The organism is Acrocarpospora phusangensis (genome assembly GCF_016862995.1).
Taxonomy (GTDB): Bacteria; Actinomycetota; Actinomycetes; order Streptosporangiales; family Streptosporangiaceae; genus Acrocarpospora; species Acrocarpospora phusangensis.
The window spans coordinates 241,657-255,885 of the sequence record NZ_BOOA01000001.1; the positions used below are offsets into that span (position 1 = coordinate 241,657).

Genomic DNA, 14,229 nt, shown 5'->3' on the forward strand with positions numbered 1-14,229 from the left:
CCAGAACTCGGTCAGGCCGCGGTCGGGGTGTTCTGGTAGGCGGCGATCAGCCAGCCCTCGTCCTTCTTGGTCAGCACCCAGGTCGCCCGGATCTCCCGTTCGGGGGTGACCTTCTCGTCGCCCGGGTGCAGCACGCCGCCCTGGGTGACGATCACGGCCACGTCGTCGCTGAGGTAGCGCAGGCTGAGCGGGTCGCCGTGCACCCGGGTGCCCTTGAACGGGCCCGCGTACGCGGCGGTCATGAAGTCGCGGATCTCGGCCCGGCTCTTCAGGTAGACGCCGGGGAGGATCAGGCTCGCGTCCTCGGTGCAGGCGGCCGCGAAGGCGTCGCCGTCGTTCTTGGCCCAGGCGGCGACGATCCGGCCGGGAGCCTGTTCCGCACCTCGGGATGGGGCAGTGGTCATTGCTCTTGCCTTTCGGTGGGGTTGTGTATTCGACGTTGCCATCCGTGACCGGGGGCTGCATCTCTGTGGTTGCTGCCCCCGGCCACGGCGTACCGGGATCGGTTCAGTCCCGCACGAGGAGCGGGAGCACCGCGTTGCGCGCCGAGGTGGCGCCGTCGGGGGCGGGCGCGCCGTACACCACGTTCACGCCGCGGGCCCGGGCCGCCGCGACGATGCCGGGCATCGCCCGCTCGGCCAGCGCGGCGATGGTGAGCGCCGGGTTGACGGTCAGCGCGCCGGGCACGGCCGATCCGTCGGTGACGAAGATGCCCGGGTGGCCGCGCAGCTCGTGCCGGTCGTCCAGGGCCGAGGTGGCCGGGTCGTCGCCGATCCGGCAGGACGCCAGCGGATGCACGGTGTACGCGCCGACCACGTCGTTGGTCCACGGCATCACCCGGGACAGGCCGTCGCGCTCCATGATGTCCTTCACGTCGGCGTCGGCCATGGCCCAGCCGCGCAGCGTGTTGGGGGTCGGGTCGTAGCGGATCGGGCCCCGGCCCAGCATCTGCTGGGAGATGCGCATCGCGTTCCCGGTGGCCGGCGGCGGGCCGAAGACGCCCTCGTTGTCGTCTTCGGTCATCGCGAAGATGGTCAGCCAGGACTGCCAGCGCCGGACGATCTCCTTCTTCTCCGCGCCGAACCAGGTCGGCCCGGTCGCGCCGGGCACCTGCGCCAGGATGGTGCCGAACCCGGGCGGGAAGTAGAGCTGCTCCAGCGAGTAGCGGGTGTACTCGGGCCGGGAGCCGTCGAGACGGTCCCAGCTGGCCACGCACGGGCCCTTCCCGATCTGGGACGCCGCGTACGGCACCCCGTCGGACTTGGCCAGCCCGAGCAGGTCGCGCACCCGGTCCTCGTCGAGAATCGCCGTGTTCAGGCGCTCCCCGTTGCCGGAGAAGTACCGCCCGACCGCGTGCGGCATCTTCCCGAGCTCGGGCTCGGACCGCTGGAGGATCACCGGCGTGGCGCCGGCCCCCGCCGCCAGGATGACGATCTTGGCGTCGATGGTGCCGCCGCCCACGGTGATCCGGTAGTCGGAGTCGTCGATGACGTTGTAGTGCACCCGGTAGCCGCCGTCGGCGTTGCGGGTCAGCTTCTGCACCTCGTGCATGGGCCGGATCCGGGCGCCGTGCGCGATCGCGGCGGGCAGGTAGTTGAAGAGCAGCGAGCGTTTGGCGTCGAACTTGCAGCCGGCCATCATCCAGTTGCAGTTGGTGCACTTGCTCCCGTCGATGGCCACCGGCACCGGGTTGGCGGTGCGCCCGGCGTGCGCGCAGGCCGCCGCGAACAGGCCGCCCGAGTAGGTGACGTCGTTCCAGTCCTGGCGGGTGACCGGGAGGGACTCGGTGACCCGGTCGTACCAGGGGTCGAGCGTGTCCCTGGTCACCGAGGCCGGCCACATCCGGCGGCCGATCGAGCCCTGCCGGTCGAAGACGAACCGGGGGGCGCGCGGCATGGCGGCGAAGTACACCACGCTGCCGCCGCCGACGCAGTTGCCGCCGAGCAGGCTCATCCCGTCGCCGACCACGAAGTCGAAGATCCGCGTGTAGGAGGCGCCGAGCTTGAAGTCGTGGTCGAAGTCCTCGCCCTCCAGCCAGGGGCCGCGTTCGAGGACCAGCACGCTCGCCCCGCCCGCCGCCAGGTGGTAGGCGGCGATGGCGCCGCCGAACCCGCTCCCGACGACCAGGACGTCGACGCGCTCCGTGCCGTTGCTGTTGGTCATGCGGGGCTCCCCGATGAGGTCGTGCCCGGATGGAGGTCGGCCAGCGGTCGGCCGTAGGAGTACTCCGGGAACCGCCACAGCCCGTCGGCGTCCGGACGGGAGAAGCCCATCGCGGCCAGGCCGGGATGGCCGGCCGCCATCGCGTCGACGGTGTGCAGGTGGGCCCCGGTGTCGAAGGCCATGTTGCTGAACAGGGCGACCAGGATCCAGATCTCCCGCTCCGGGTGGCTCGGCGAGGTCAGGTTCGCGATCAGCTCGGTCCGGTCCGCGAAGGACAGCCCGACCAGCGGCGGCAGCTCCGGGTCGGGGGTCAGGCCGCGCTCGGCGGCGTACGCGCGAGCGTGCTCGTTGAGCAGGTCCGCGAACGCGCCGAGTTCGGTGGCGATGCCGGTGGCCGGATCGCCCAGGAGTTCGAGCGCGCCGGCCGCGACGGCGCCGCCGCCGGAGGAGGCTCCGGCCACGGCGACGTCGTCCGGAAACCGCTTCTCACCGGGGACGATAGTGTCGGCGAACGCCTCTAACGTCAGTGTTTGGTGGGTTTGATGAGGTAAGTCGGGTCGCATCAGCGTTCCTCCCGTTTGTACCGTGGAGTCGGCATGTGGACGCGCGCGATCGAACTCCCACATCGTCGTTTCAGCACCGATTGCGGTGCATCTTCCGAAATGCCGTCCTCGGTGGGCGTTCACGCCACGGCGGCTCGCGGGGTTCCGGTCCGCGCGAGCCCGGGGTATTTTGCAAAGATCAGCCCCCCGTGGGGAGGGGCCGGGGACCCGTCCTACTCGGAACCGTCACGTGTGCCGCGTGCCGGTGGAGGTGGCCGATGATACGTGCGCCTGATTCTCCGGCAGGCGGGCGCGATGCACCCTGCCTGATTCAACTGGCGTCGCTGCGGCCCGCGGACTCGCCCCGGCTCTCGGGGGAGGACGCGGACCATCTCATCCGGCTCGCGGGCCTGGAGACCGCGTTGCCGCCGATCCTCGTGCACCGCCAGACGATGCGCGTGATCGACGGCATGCACCGGGTGCGGGCCGCCGCCATGCGCGGCCAGGACACCATCGAGGTGCGGTTCTTCGACGGCAGCGAGGCGGACGCGTTCCTCCGGGCCGTCCAGGAGAACGTGGCCCACGGGCTGCCGCTCTCGCTGGCCGACCGGAAGGCCGCCGCCGAGCGCATCATCGCCTCGCATCCCATGCTCTCCGATCGCGCCATCGCGGCGTGCGCCGGGCTGGCCGCCAAGACGGTCGGCGCGGTACGCCGGCGTTCGACCGCGGAATCGCCGCAGTCGAACGAGCGGCTGGGCGTGGACGGGCGGCTGCGGCCGCTCGACGGCGGGGAGGGCAGGCGGCGGGCCTCGGAGGTGATCGCGGCCAACCCGGACGCGTCCATCCGCGAGATCGCCCGAGCGGCGGGGGTCTCCCTGGGCACCGCCCACGACGTGCGCCATCGGCTGCTCCGGGGCGCCGACCCGGAACGGCCGCGACCGCCGCGAGCGGCGCCGGCGCCTCCCAGGCCGGAGCCGAAGGACTCCCCCAGCATCCTGCAGACCCTGCGGAAGGACCCCTCGCTACGGCTGACCGACCCCGGGCGTGAGCTGCTCAGGCTGCTGCACTCCCGGTCGATCGCCGTCGGCGACTGGCAGGACCTGGTGGACGCGGTGCCGGCGCACTGCGCGGACTCCGTGGCACAGCTGGCCCGCGACTGCGCCGAGGCGTGGGGGCAGTTCGCCACCGAACTCCAGCGCCGGGAGAATTCGGGCTGATCAACGGCCCTGGGCGGTTTCAAACGCCGACGGTAAAACGCCCACGGCCTGGTGCGATTACGTCTCGCACCGGGCCGGGCACCCCCCGCGAATGTTCACGGCAAGTGACACGGGAAACTTTCATGTTCAGAAACTGAAAGGTTGACAGGATGGGGCAACCCATTGTCTCTTAACGCTGTGGCGTGATTCTCCGAGACGCCGCCAAACCTTTCGACATCGACGCGTGAATGGAGGCTGCCCGGAAGAAGGAAACCTAATTAACCAGAGGACGCGCGCGAATTCGAGCTCTATTCATGTGGGGAATAATTGGACCTGTGACATCTTCAAACGTCCGACTACATGTAGTCGCGAATGACGTTTTGGCCAAGGGGAAGCAGCAATGGAAGAGGCCATCGAAAGAGCCGTCGGACGAGTTATTCAAACCATGCATGAGAATCTCAGCGAGCAGTTGACAGTCGATGACATGGCTCGCACCGCGATGTTCAGCAAGTTCCACTTCTCCCGCGTCTTCCGTCAGGCCACCGGGATCTCTCCCGGTCGGTTCCTGTCCGCGCTCCGGTTGCAGGAGGCCAAGCGGCTCCTCATCTCCACCTCGCTCAGCGTGGCCGACATCAGCAACCGGGTCGGGTACACGAGCGTGGGAACCTTCAGCTCGCGCTTCAAGAGCAGCGTGGGCATCGCCCCCACCACCTACCGGCAGTACGGCGGCTTCGCCACCCGCATCGTGCCCGACAGCCGTTCGATCGGCGCGGAGATCCGGTCCTCCACCATCCAGGGCGAGGTCTGGGCGCCCTCGACGGCCAGGCTCGGCCTGATCTTCGTCGGGCTCTTCCCCACCTGCGTGCCCCAGGGCAGGCCGCTGCGGTGCACGGTGCTGCACAGCCCCGGCCCGTACCTGCTGGAGGATGTTCCTCCGGGCTCCTGGCATCTGCTCTCGCACGCGGTCTCCCCCGGGGAAGAGGAGATCATCGGTGACCCCTTCAGCCGAGCGCACGCGCCGTCGGTCGCCGGGGTCGGTCCGATCACCATCGGTCCCGACGCCCGGATCACGACCGCCGACCTGCACCTCAGGCCGGCGCATCCTCTTGACCCACCTGTCCTGATGGCGCTGCTCGACGTACGGAAGGTCGCGCTCAGATCAGCCGGGTGACATGGGGGACGCACGACGAGGCCACGGTCAAGGACGACCGTGGCCCCTCCTATTTCAGCGCCTCATATGTCAGCTCCGCGGGGATACCGTCATGGGCAGGCCGTCCTTCATGCGCAGCGAGAGCATCGGCTCCGGCACGGCCTCGTAGCCGGGCACACGGCTCAGCCGCAGGTCCCTGGCCACCAGGGCGGTCACGAAGGCCGCCTCCATCATCCCGAGGTTGTTGCCCACGCAGAAGCGCGGCCCGGCCCCGAACGGGATGTAGGCGTAGCGCGGCCGTCCGGACTGCACGTCGGGATTGAACCGTTCCGGATCGAACCGCTCGGGCTCGCTCCAGAACTCCGGATGCCGGTGCAGCGTGTACGGGCACACCAGCACGTCCGATCCCGCTGGAACGTGGTAGCCGCCGACCTCGTCGTCCGCGAGCGCCTGCCGGGTGAGGATCCACACCGGCGGGTACAGCCGCATGGCCTCCTCGATCACCATGGAGGTGTACCGCAGGCGGTGCAGGTCCTCGTAGACCGGCGCGCGGTCGCCCAGCACCTCCACCGCCTCCGCGTGCAGCCGCTCGGCCACCTCGGGGTTGCGGTCCAGCAGGTAGAACGTCCAGCCGAGGGTGCTGGCCGTGGTCTCGTGCCCGGCCAGCAGGAGCGTGATCAGCTCGTCGGTCATGCGCTGCCGCCCGACCGCCGGGTCGTCCTCCGCCTCGGTGGACAGGATCAGCTTGGACAGCACGTCGTCGCCCCAGTCGCCGGCGCGCGTACGGCGCTCGGCCACCAGGCGGTCCACCACGTGCTGCAGCTCCTTGCGGGACTGCCGGAACCGCAGCTGCTTGGGCAGCGGCACCCACATCGGGACCGCGCCGAGCGTCACCATCTCGAACATGGCCTGGTCCTGGACCGCCTCGAAGGCGTGCCCGACCCCGCCGTAGGCGCCCAGATCGGCGTCCAGCAGCGTACGGCCGAGCACGCCCAGGGTGAGCGCGGTCAGCTCCTCCACCACGTCGAAGGGGCCGGTCCTGGCGCGCAGCCGGCCGACCAGCGCGGCGGCCTCCTCGGCCACCACGCCGGCCTGGGCGGCGATGCGCTTGGCCTGGAAGGCCGGCTGGATCATCTTGCGCTGCTTGCGCCACAGGTCGCCCTCGCTGGTCAGCAGGCCGTCCCCGAGGGCGCGTTTGGCCTGCACCAGGCCGATGCCCTTGTGGTAGTTGGCGGCGTTGTCGGCGAGCACGTGCTTGGCGTGCTCGGGGTGGTTGAAGAAGTAGAGGGTCTTGGGGCCCATGGAGATCTTGACGGCGTCGCCGTACTGGTCGGCGGCGGCCCGCATCAGGGCGAGCCGGTCGGTGGCCAGTTTGACGAACAGCCCGGGCGCGGCCCGCCGGGGCGGCCCGGGCGGGACCGCCCGGGACCGCTGTCCGGACTGGCCGCCGGTCGTGGCGGTCATGTCCTCACCTCGCTCAGATCGCTCAGGTCTTCGCTCAGGTCGATGTGCCGGAACCTGCCGTTGAAGAACAGCAGCGCCTCCTCGGCCTCCTCGTCGTGGGAGAGCACCTTGCCGAGGAAGATGGTGTGGTCCCCGCCGTCGTACGAGCGCCAGATCTCGCACTCGAAGCGGGCGATGCTGGCGTTGAGCATCGGCGCGCCGGTGAGCGTGCCGGGGAACCAGTCCACGTCCTCGAACTGCTCCTGGCCGGGCACCCGCCAGCGGTTGGCGAAGTGCCTGGCCAGCCCCTCCTGGTCGGCCGCGAGCACGTTCACCCCGAAGGAGCCGGCGGCGGGCAGCATGCCGTGCATGATGGCGCCGCGGTCCACGCAGATCAGCACGAGCGGCGGATCCAGCGAGACGGAGGTGAAGGAGTTCGCGGTCATGCCGTGCGGGGCGGTCCCGCCGACGGTCACCACGGTGACGCCGGTGGCGAACCTCCCGAAGGCGCGGCGAAGGATCTTCTGTTCTGCCATGTCATTCCCCCGAGGGCTACGGCACGTAGGGTTGGAGCGCTCGAACCAGCGACTCGGGCACGCGGGCGGGCACGGTGCGGGTGTTGGGCCCCCGCATGCACGCCACCCGCTGCCGTCCCCGGGCGATCAGCGTCTCGCCGACGCCCAGGCCGCGGGCGTCGAGCTTGACGTAGTCGAAGCTGAATTCGAGCTGGGTCTGGGCCAGGTCGACCAGCCGCATCCGGATGGAGAGCTCGTCGAAGGCGGTGATCTCGGCGTAGAACTCGCAGTCCACCTTGAGCGTGAACAGCTTGAGGTCGTCCTGGAGCTCGCCGAGCACGTCCGGCGCGTTGGTCTTGAGGAACATCTCCCGGCAACGCCCCTGCCAGCGCAGGTAGTTGACGTAGTAGACGTTGCCGACGATGTTGGTCTCCTCGAAGCCGACCGTGTGCAGGTACTCGAAGTAGTTGCCCACGGTCAGCGCCCCTCGGCGAGCACGGCCAGGACCACGGGGTCCGCGTGGCCGCGCACACCGGTGACGAGGGTGGCGATCCTGAGCGGCCCGGACGCGAACACGACCCAGGGGTCGCGGCCGGCCCTGGCCAGGGTGAGCGGCGCGGCGGGGGTGAGCCCGGCCTTCTGCAGGCACTCGATCGCGGACCAGACGCGGGTGGCGGCCGTGTCGGGGCCGTCCCCGGTCTCGGCGGCGACCAGTTCGGCCAGCGCGGCGTGCCCGCCGAGCAGCCCGGCCCAGGTCTCGGCCGTGCGTTCGGCGACGGGTTCCAGGTCGCAGCCGAGCTGTCCCGCCGCGACGACGGCGAGCGTGAGCCCGGCGCCGTGCGCGGCCGACACCGTGCCGCCGTCGATCTCCGGCCGCCCGTCGGGGCGGTACCTGACCTCGACGGGGTGGCCGGCCGCGCGACCGGCGGCCAGCGCCGTCGTCGCCCGCCGGTCGCCGGCGTGCTCGGGGCCCGGCTCCACCGCCACGGCGACGTCCGCGCCGATCAGGTCGTCCAGCATGCGCTCCACGTACGGCCCGAGCAGCGCGGGCGCCCACGGGCCGCGCCCGTCGCCCTTGCGCACGGCCCGCAGCCGGAGCCCGTCCCAGCGCTCGACCGGCCTGCCGGTCCCGTCGCGTACGACGATGTCGTATATATACGTGTCGCCGTCGCGTTCCCGCTCCACCGCGCAGTACCGCATCGGCCCGGTGGCCGGGGTGGCGTGCACCCGTTCGACGCCCTGTGGCAGCAGGGTGGCGTGCGGGACGCAGACCTGGTTGCCGTGCATCAGCGCGTCGCGCATGCCCGGGTCGCCGAGCAGCAGGTCGCCGGAGAGGTAACCGGCGAACCAGTCGCCCGCCTGGACGGCCGCGACGTCCGCGTCCACGTGCCTGGCGGCGGCGCGGTGGTAGCCGGTCAGGCGCTGGAAGCGCTCGCCCTGGAACAGGATGCCGCCGTACAGGTCGGTGGCGGGGTCCAGGGGGACGGCGGGCAGGCCGCCGGCGACCTGGGCGGGCGGGCCGTCCTGCACCGGCTCGCCGGTGAAGCGCAGCCTGGCCCGGAAGTGGTCGGCCGCGAAACCGGTCTCGGAGCTGCGGATGGCCACCTCGGCCAGGTTCTCGCCGGTGACGGCGGCGGCCACCCGGATGGTGGTGGAGCCGGTCGGCGGGATCACGATCGGCCGCAGGAACTCGGCGTTCTCGATGACCGGCAGCGCGGTCCAGCCGGTGGCGGCGGTGGCCACCTGGGTCATCGCCTCCATGCCGAACACCGCGGGGAACAGCAGGTTGCCGTCGAGCAGGTGGTCGGCCAGGTAGAGGTCGCTGCCGGCGGTGAGCTCGGTCTCGGTGACCAGCTCGACGCCGTGGTAGCGGATCAGCGGCCGGTCCACGAACCGCAGCAGCGGCAGCTCGGGCCGGTCGTAGCGGACCGTCTCGATGCCCTCGGTACGGCCGCTGATCACGGTCACCACCGGCGCGTCCGGGTCGCTCACCAGCCGCCGCATGATCTCGACGCCCTGGTCCGGGGTGACGGGGGTGATGCCGTCCCTGGTCAGCGACTCGACCACGGCCAGCCGTTCGCCCATGCCGACGCCCGACCAGACCGACCACTCCATGCAGAGCGTGCGGCAGTCCGGGTGCTCGGCCGCGAACCTCTCGGTGAGGGCGCACAGCCATTCGTTGGCGGTGGAGTAGTGCCCCTCGCCGCGCAGGCCCGCCCTGCCGATGATGCTGCCGAAGGTGACCAGCAGCTTCAGCCGGTCGGGGTCCACGGCCGCGAGCACGGCGCGCAGGCCGTCGATCTTCGGGGCGAAGGTGCGGCGGAACGCGTCGGCGTCCAGCGAGGTCAGCCCGGCCGGCTCGTTGCGGCCGGCGCCGTGCAGGACCGCCGTGACCGGGCCGGTCTCGGCCAGCACGGGGTCCAGCGCGGCCTTGACCTGCGCCGGGTCGGTGACGTCGGCCCGCACGTAGCGGACGTCGATCCCCAGGTCGCTCATCCGGCTCAGGTTCCCGGCCAGCTCCGCGTCCCCCTCCGGCGCGGACCTGCCCATGATGACCAGCCCGGCGCCGCTGTCGGCGGCGACCGCGATGGCGCACTCGGCCGTGATGCCCTTGCCGCCGCCGGTGACCAGCAGCACGTCGCCCGCGGCGAGCGGGTGGCGTGACGTGGCCGCGGCGACGGGCAGGGCGCGGAGCGTGGGCACCCGGCGCACACCGCCGGTGTGGTGGACCTCGGCGTAGGAGTCGGTGGCCGCCACCTCGGCGAGCACCGTGTCCACGGGGTCCCCCGGGCCGTACGGGATGTGCACGATGGTGACCCGTAGGTGCGGGGCCTCCAGGGAGAGGGTCTTGGCCAGCCCGGCGGCGCCGTACGGGTCCGACTGGACCAGGACGAAGCGGGTGCCGGGCGCGGCGACGGCGGCGGCCTTCGCGCCGGTCAAGGCCGCCGCCAGGTCGTGCTCCTGGCAGCCTTCCGGGAGGCAGACCAGGATGCCGGCGCCGACGCCGGCGTGTTCCAGTCGCTCGCGCAGCGGTTCCGCGAACGGGTGGCCCTGCGGCGCGAACGCCCGCCAGGGCCCGTTGCCCCCGGGGACCCTGGGTGTAATCGGGGGCAACGGGGTCTCGTCGAGATCGAGGGCGAAGGGCCGCGCCCAGGCGGCCGAGCCCGCGATCTCCCGTGGTGTCTCCGCCCCGCCGGTCTCCGCCAGCGTGCCGAGCGCCTCGGCCAGCTCCTGCACGGTCGAGGTGGCGAAGTTCATCGGCGCGGAGGCCGGCGGCACCCCGAGCGCCTGGGCGGCCTGGTTGACGATCTGGCCGACGGTGATGGAGCTGAGGTGCAGGTCGTCGAGGAGGTGGCTGCCCGGGGAGACCATGTCCACGGGCAGCTCGGCCCGTTCGGCGGCCAGCCGGCGCAGCAGGTCCACGATCGACTCGCCCGCCCCGGCCTCGACCGTTCCGGCGGCGGGGGCGGCGGCCAGCACGGGGGCGGCCGCGATGTCCACGTCGGGGACGATCTCGCAGGGGCTGGTGAAGAACGAGAACTCCTGGCCGATCTCCAGCGGCCGGACGAGCCGCCCGTGGAAGAGCGCCTCCGGCGTGACCGGCACGCCCGTCACGTACGCGGCGGCGACCACCCGCAGCAGCCCGGCCAGCGACTCGTCGTCGGTGTCCAGGGACACGGCGGGCACGCCGGTGACGCTGGTGGCCAGGCCGCTCAGCACCCGGCCGGGGCCGACCTCCACGAACAGGTCGATGTCCTTGGCCGCCAGCTCGACGGCCTGCGCGAACTGCACGGGCTCGGTGATCTGGAGGCGCAGCAGGGACGGGATGTCGGTGTCGGCCGCCAGCGCGTCGCCGGTCACCGTGGACACGATCCGGGCGCCGATCTGCCCGAACGCGTCCCGGTCCAAGCGGTTCGCGAACGCGGCGGCGGCGGGCGCGACCAGCGGCGAGTGGAAGGCGTGCGAGACCCGCAGCCGGGTGAACGTGACGCCGGCCTCGGCGGCCCTGCGGCCGACCGCCTCGACCGCCTCCGCGGTCCCGGCGATGACCGTCTGGTCGGGGCCGTTGTATCCGGCGATGACCACGGGGTCGTCGCCGATCAGGTCCAGCGCGGCGTCGGGCGAGGCCCCCAGGCCGGCCATCGTGCCGGAGGAGCTGTGCTCGGTCATCGTCTGGCCGCGCACGGCGGCCACGCTGAGCAGCGTCTCCTCGTCCATCGCGCCGGCCCAGTGCAGGGCGGAGATCTCGCCCAGGCTGTGGCCGACGGCGACGGTCGCGTCCAGGCCGAGCGTGGTCAGGGCCCGCAGGCCCGCCATCGACCCGGTCACGATCCGCGGCTGGGCCACGGCGGTGGCGACGACGTCCGCGCCGACGGGCAGCGCCGCCTTGGCGTACACCTCGTCGACCTCGGCGAACCTGCGGCGCAGCGCGCCGCCGCTGACGCCGCGGCCGGAGCCCTGGCCGGGGAACAGGTAGCCGACCCGGCCGGTGCCGGTCACGTGGCCGAGGAAGCCCCGGCCGTCCAGCAGGCTGCTCTCCCCCGCGTCCAGCGCGTCCAGGACGCGCCGCAGCCGGGCCTCCGCGTCCTCGGGCGAGGACACGATCACACCCGCCCGGTACGGAAGTTCCCGCAGGTCCCGCTGGAGCACGGCGGCCAGGTCCCCGAGCTGCGCGTACGAGAGCCCGGGCACGAAGGCGGCCAGCTCGGCCAGCCGGTCCCGCAGCTCCGCCGGGGAACCGGCGTCCACCAGCAGCAGCTCGACGTCCTGGACCGACTCGGCGAGCGCCCGGGTACGCGGGTCGAAGGGCACCCGCTTGCGCGGCCCGGAGCGCTCCAGCACCAGGTGGGTGTTGATGCCGCCGAAGCCCATCGCGGTCACCCCGGCCCGGACCGGCTGGCCGCCGGGCCAGGCCTCCGCCTTGCGCAGCACGCGCAGCGCGGCCGGCTCCTCGGTCAGGACCGGGTGCGGGTCCACGCACCCGGTGGTCGGCGGCAGCACCTGCTGGTGCACCGCCATCGCCGCCTTGATCAGACCGGCCACCCCGGCCGCGCCCTTGGTGTGCCCGATCATGCCCTTGATGGAGCTGATCGCCGCGGCCGGGGCCTGCGGGTCGGCGGTCCTGCGGGCCAGCGACAGCGCGGTGAGCTCGGTCTTGTCGCCCACCTGGGTGCCGGTGCCGTGCCCCTCGAACATGGGCACGGTCTCGATGCCGAAGCCGGCCCGGTCGTACGCGCGGCGCAGCGCGAGCTGGTATCCGGCCACCTCGGGGCGGGTGATGCCGCCCTTGCCGTCGGAGGACACGCCCCAGCCGGCGATCCTCGCGTAGACGCGGCGGCCCGCCTCCTCGGCCTCGGCCGCCCGCATCAGCACGATGATCCCGCAGCCCTCGCCGGGCCAGAAGCCGTTGGAGCCCTTGTCGTAGAGGCGCATCTCGCCCCGCGCCAGGGCGCCGGTCTTGGCGAAGCCGATCACCTCGAACGGGTCGATGGACAGGTCCACGCCGCCGGCGATGGCCACGTCCACGTCGCCGTCCATCAGCGACTTGCAGGCCGTGGCCACCGAGAGCAGCGAGGAGGAGCAGGCGCCGTCGACGGTGTAGCCGCCGCCCTTCAGGTCGAAGTGGTTGCAGATCCGCCCGGCGATGGTGTTGGCCAGGCCACCGGCCAGGCTGTCTTCGTCGATGCCGGGGAACGGCGCCTTGTAGACGGTCTCGTAGTCGCGGAGGAACTCCGCCACCTTCTCGTCCGCCCAGCCGTGCTCCTTGAGCGTGGCCGCGGCGGTCCTGCGCACGTACGGCCAGCGCAGCCGCATCACGTTGGCCCGGGAGAACTCCCCGGTCAGGGTGTTGCCGACGATGACGCCGGTGCGCTCCCTGGGCAGGCCCTCGGCGCCGGGGAACCCCGCGTCGGCGAGGGCCTTGGCGGCGGTGTCGAGGGCCAGCCAGTGGGTGAGGTCGGTGGAGCGGTAGGTGCTTCCCGCGATCTTGTACGCCACCCGGTCGAACTCGTACCCCTCGATGACCGCAGCGTTGCGGGCGTAGAACCGGTCCGGGGCGGCCGGGTCGGCGTCCCAGTAGTCGGCCTGCCGCATGCGCTGGTCGGGGAGCCGCCGGAAGGCCCGGCGCCCGGCGAGGACGTTCTCCCACAGCTCGCGCGGGGAGGCCGCGTCCGGGTAACGGCAGGCCATCCCGACGATGGCGATTCCGCTCATACGGTCGCGACCTCCTTACCGGGCTGGGACAGCGCGACCTTGGCCGCCTCCAGCGCCGCCTGCTCCTGCTGGGCCTTGTTCCGCTCGACGTAGTACAGGGACCAGTGGAAGCCGCCGCGGATCAGGCAGACGATGGCGGTGGCGAAGAAGATGCCGTACGGGATGCTGAAGCCGGTCAGCACGCCGTAGGTGAGCGCCACGCCGCCGCCGAAGGCCACCTGGGCCGCCGGTTTGGACGGGCTGGTGCCCGGGTCAGTGATCATGTAGTTGGTGAACAGCACGAACGCGACGCCGGTCATGGTCGCCCAGCCGCCGAGAATGTTGGTGTCCAGGATCACGCCGCGGACGATGGACTGCAGGAAGAAGCCGCCCACCCAGGCCATGATCAGCCACATCCGCCCGGTCAGCTTGGCGTTGATCATGGTGCCGGCCATGATGATGCCCAGCGGGAGCAGCCAGTCCAGCGGCCCGTCGATGTGCTCGGTGAAGTGGTACGGCGGCGCGATGCTGGCCCAGGGGAACAGCACCAGGATGACCGCGATGCCGAAGTTGGAGGGGTTCATGAAGTGGCGCAGCCGCCCGCGCACGGGCGCCCGCAGGATCCACTTGGCCCCGACCGCGACGGCCACGCCGAAGATCATGACCCAGACCCGGTCATTGACGTAGATCAGCATGTTCATGGCCAGGCTGGTGATGTGCGCCGGGAGGAGGAACTCCACCATCCCCTTGACCCCGCCGCCCCGGAAGCGCGGCGCGCGGCCCTCCGCCCGGGCCCCGATGATCTCCAGCACGATCTCCACCGTGTAGCCGGTGGCCAGCGCGAGGAACGGCCACAGGTACGGCTGCTCGAAGCCCAGCCAGGTGTAGCCGAGAATGTTGAAGATCGTGATGGATATGGCGAACCGGCGCAGGGCCGTGATCACCTTGACGTCATGCCGTGGCGGCTCGGCGGGATGAGCGCCGTTGGGCGACCCGTTCTGGGCCGCGATGGTGTCCGATGCCATGGG

At 71.9% G+C, this 14,229-nt stretch carries 10 protein-coding genes; 2 read left to right on the plus strand and 8 right to left on the minus strand.

Translation table 11 applies throughout. From position 1 onward, the window contains the following. Positions 1-11: 11 nt before the first annotated feature. The 3 genes from Aph01nite_RS01020 to Aph01nite_RS01030 form a co-directional block, all read right to left on the minus strand. A complete protein-coding gene (locus Aph01nite_RS01020; protein WP_204038763.1) occupies positions 12-404 on the minus strand; it encodes an SgcJ/EcaC family oxidoreductase in 393 nt (130 codons plus the stop codon). 103 nt (positions 405-507) lie between these two features. Then, positions 508-2,163: a GMC family oxidoreductase N-terminal domain-containing protein gene (locus tag Aph01nite_RS01025; protein WP_204038764.1), complete on the minus strand. Its 1,656-nt coding sequence runs from the start codon at positions 2,161-2,163 to the stop codon at positions 508-510. Continuing rightward, positions 2,160-2,726 carry a DUF5987 family protein gene (locus Aph01nite_RS01030; RefSeq protein WP_204038765.1) on the minus strand — a complete coding sequence of 189 codons (567 nt, stop codon included), beginning with the start codon at positions 2,724-2,726 and terminating at the stop codon, positions 2,160-2,162. The genes Aph01nite_RS01025 and Aph01nite_RS01030 overlap by 4 nt, the downstream gene beginning before the upstream one ends. A gap of 257 nt (positions 2,727-2,983) precedes the next feature. On the opposite strand from Aph01nite_RS01030, the gene Aph01nite_RS01035 reads away from it, so the two are divergent. Together Aph01nite_RS01035 and Aph01nite_RS01040 are read left to right on the plus strand one after the other, a co-directional pair. Beyond that, positions 2,984-3,922: a ParB/RepB/Spo0J family partition protein gene (locus Aph01nite_RS01035; RefSeq protein WP_204038766.1), complete on the plus strand. Its 939-nt coding sequence runs from the start codon at positions 2,984-2,986 to the stop codon at positions 3,920-3,922. A 424-nt stretch (positions 3,923-4,346) separates the two neighbouring features. Next, entirely contained in the window at positions 4,347-5,072 is a 726-nt protein-coding gene (locus tag Aph01nite_RS01040) for a helix-turn-helix transcriptional regulator (RefSeq protein ID WP_275418196.1), read from the plus strand. 69 nt (positions 5,073-5,141) lie between these two features. Here the strand turns inward: Aph01nite_RS01040 and Aph01nite_RS01045 are convergent, their stop codons facing one another. From Aph01nite_RS01045 to Aph01nite_RS01065, 5 genes are read right to left on the minus strand one after another with little or no spacing between them, the layout of a single operon-like run. Beyond that, a complete protein-coding gene (locus tag Aph01nite_RS01045) occupies positions 5,142-6,515 on the minus strand; it encodes a cytochrome P450 (RefSeq protein WP_204038768.1) in 1,374 nt (457 codons plus the stop codon). After that, a complete protein-coding gene (locus Aph01nite_RS01050) occupies positions 6,512-7,030 on the minus strand; it encodes a flavin reductase family protein (RefSeq protein WP_204038769.1) in 519 nt (172 codons plus the stop codon). Before Aph01nite_RS01050 ends, Aph01nite_RS01045 begins: the two co-directional genes overlap by 4 nt. Before the next feature lie 16 nt (positions 7,031-7,046). Beyond that, complete coding sequence (locus tag Aph01nite_RS01055; protein WP_204038770.1) at positions 7,047-7,484, minus strand: acyl-CoA thioesterase; 438 nt, start codon at positions 7,482-7,484, stop codon at positions 7,047-7,049. A 2-nt stretch (positions 7,485-7,486) separates the two neighbouring features. After that, positions 7,487-13,222, minus strand: coding sequence for a type I polyketide synthase (locus tag Aph01nite_RS01060; RefSeq protein WP_204038771.1), 5,736 nt, complete (start codon positions 13,220-13,222; stop codon positions 7,487-7,489). Beyond that, positions 13,219-14,226, minus strand: coding sequence for an enediyne biosynthesis protein (locus tag Aph01nite_RS01065; protein ID WP_204038772.1), 1,008 nt, complete (start codon positions 14,224-14,226; stop codon positions 13,219-13,221). Before Aph01nite_RS01065 ends, Aph01nite_RS01060 begins: the two co-directional genes overlap by 4 nt. Positions 14,227-14,229: the final 3 nt, after the last annotated feature.

Bases quoted from the DNA above. Each gene is read 5' to 3' on its own strand.
- Aph01nite_RS01020 (WP_204038763.1), bottom strand. From the start codon at position 404: ATGACCACTGCCCCATCCCGAGGTGCGGAACAGGCTCCCGGCCGGATC.
- Aph01nite_RS01025 (WP_204038764.1), bottom strand. From the start codon at position 2,163: ATGACCAACAGCAACGGCACGGAGCGCGTCGACGTCCTGGTCGTCGGG.
- Aph01nite_RS01030 (WP_204038765.1), bottom strand. From the start codon at position 2,726: ATGCGACCCGACTTACCTCATCAAACCCACCAAACACTGACGTTAGAG.
- Aph01nite_RS01035 (WP_204038766.1), top strand. From the start codon at position 2,984: ATGATACGTGCGCCTGATTCTCCGGCAGGCGGGCGCGATGCACCCTGC.
- Aph01nite_RS01040 (WP_275418196.1), top strand. From the start codon at position 4,347: ATGCATGAGAATCTCAGCGAGCAGTTGACAGTCGATGACATGGCTCGC.
- Aph01nite_RS01045 (WP_204038768.1), bottom strand. From the start codon at position 6,515: ATGACCGCCACGACCGGCGGCCAGTCCGGACAGCGGTCCCGGGCGGTC.
- Aph01nite_RS01050 (WP_204038769.1), bottom strand. From the start codon at position 7,030: ATGGCAGAACAGAAGATCCTTCGCCGCGCCTTCGGGAGGTTCGCCACC.
- Aph01nite_RS01060 (WP_204038771.1), bottom strand. From the start codon at position 13,222: ATGAGCGGAATCGCCATCGTCGGGATGGCCTGCCGTTACCCGGACGCG.
- Aph01nite_RS01065 (WP_204038772.1), bottom strand. From the start codon at position 14,226: ATGGCATCGGACACCATCGCGGCCCAGAACGGGTCGCCCAACGGCGCT.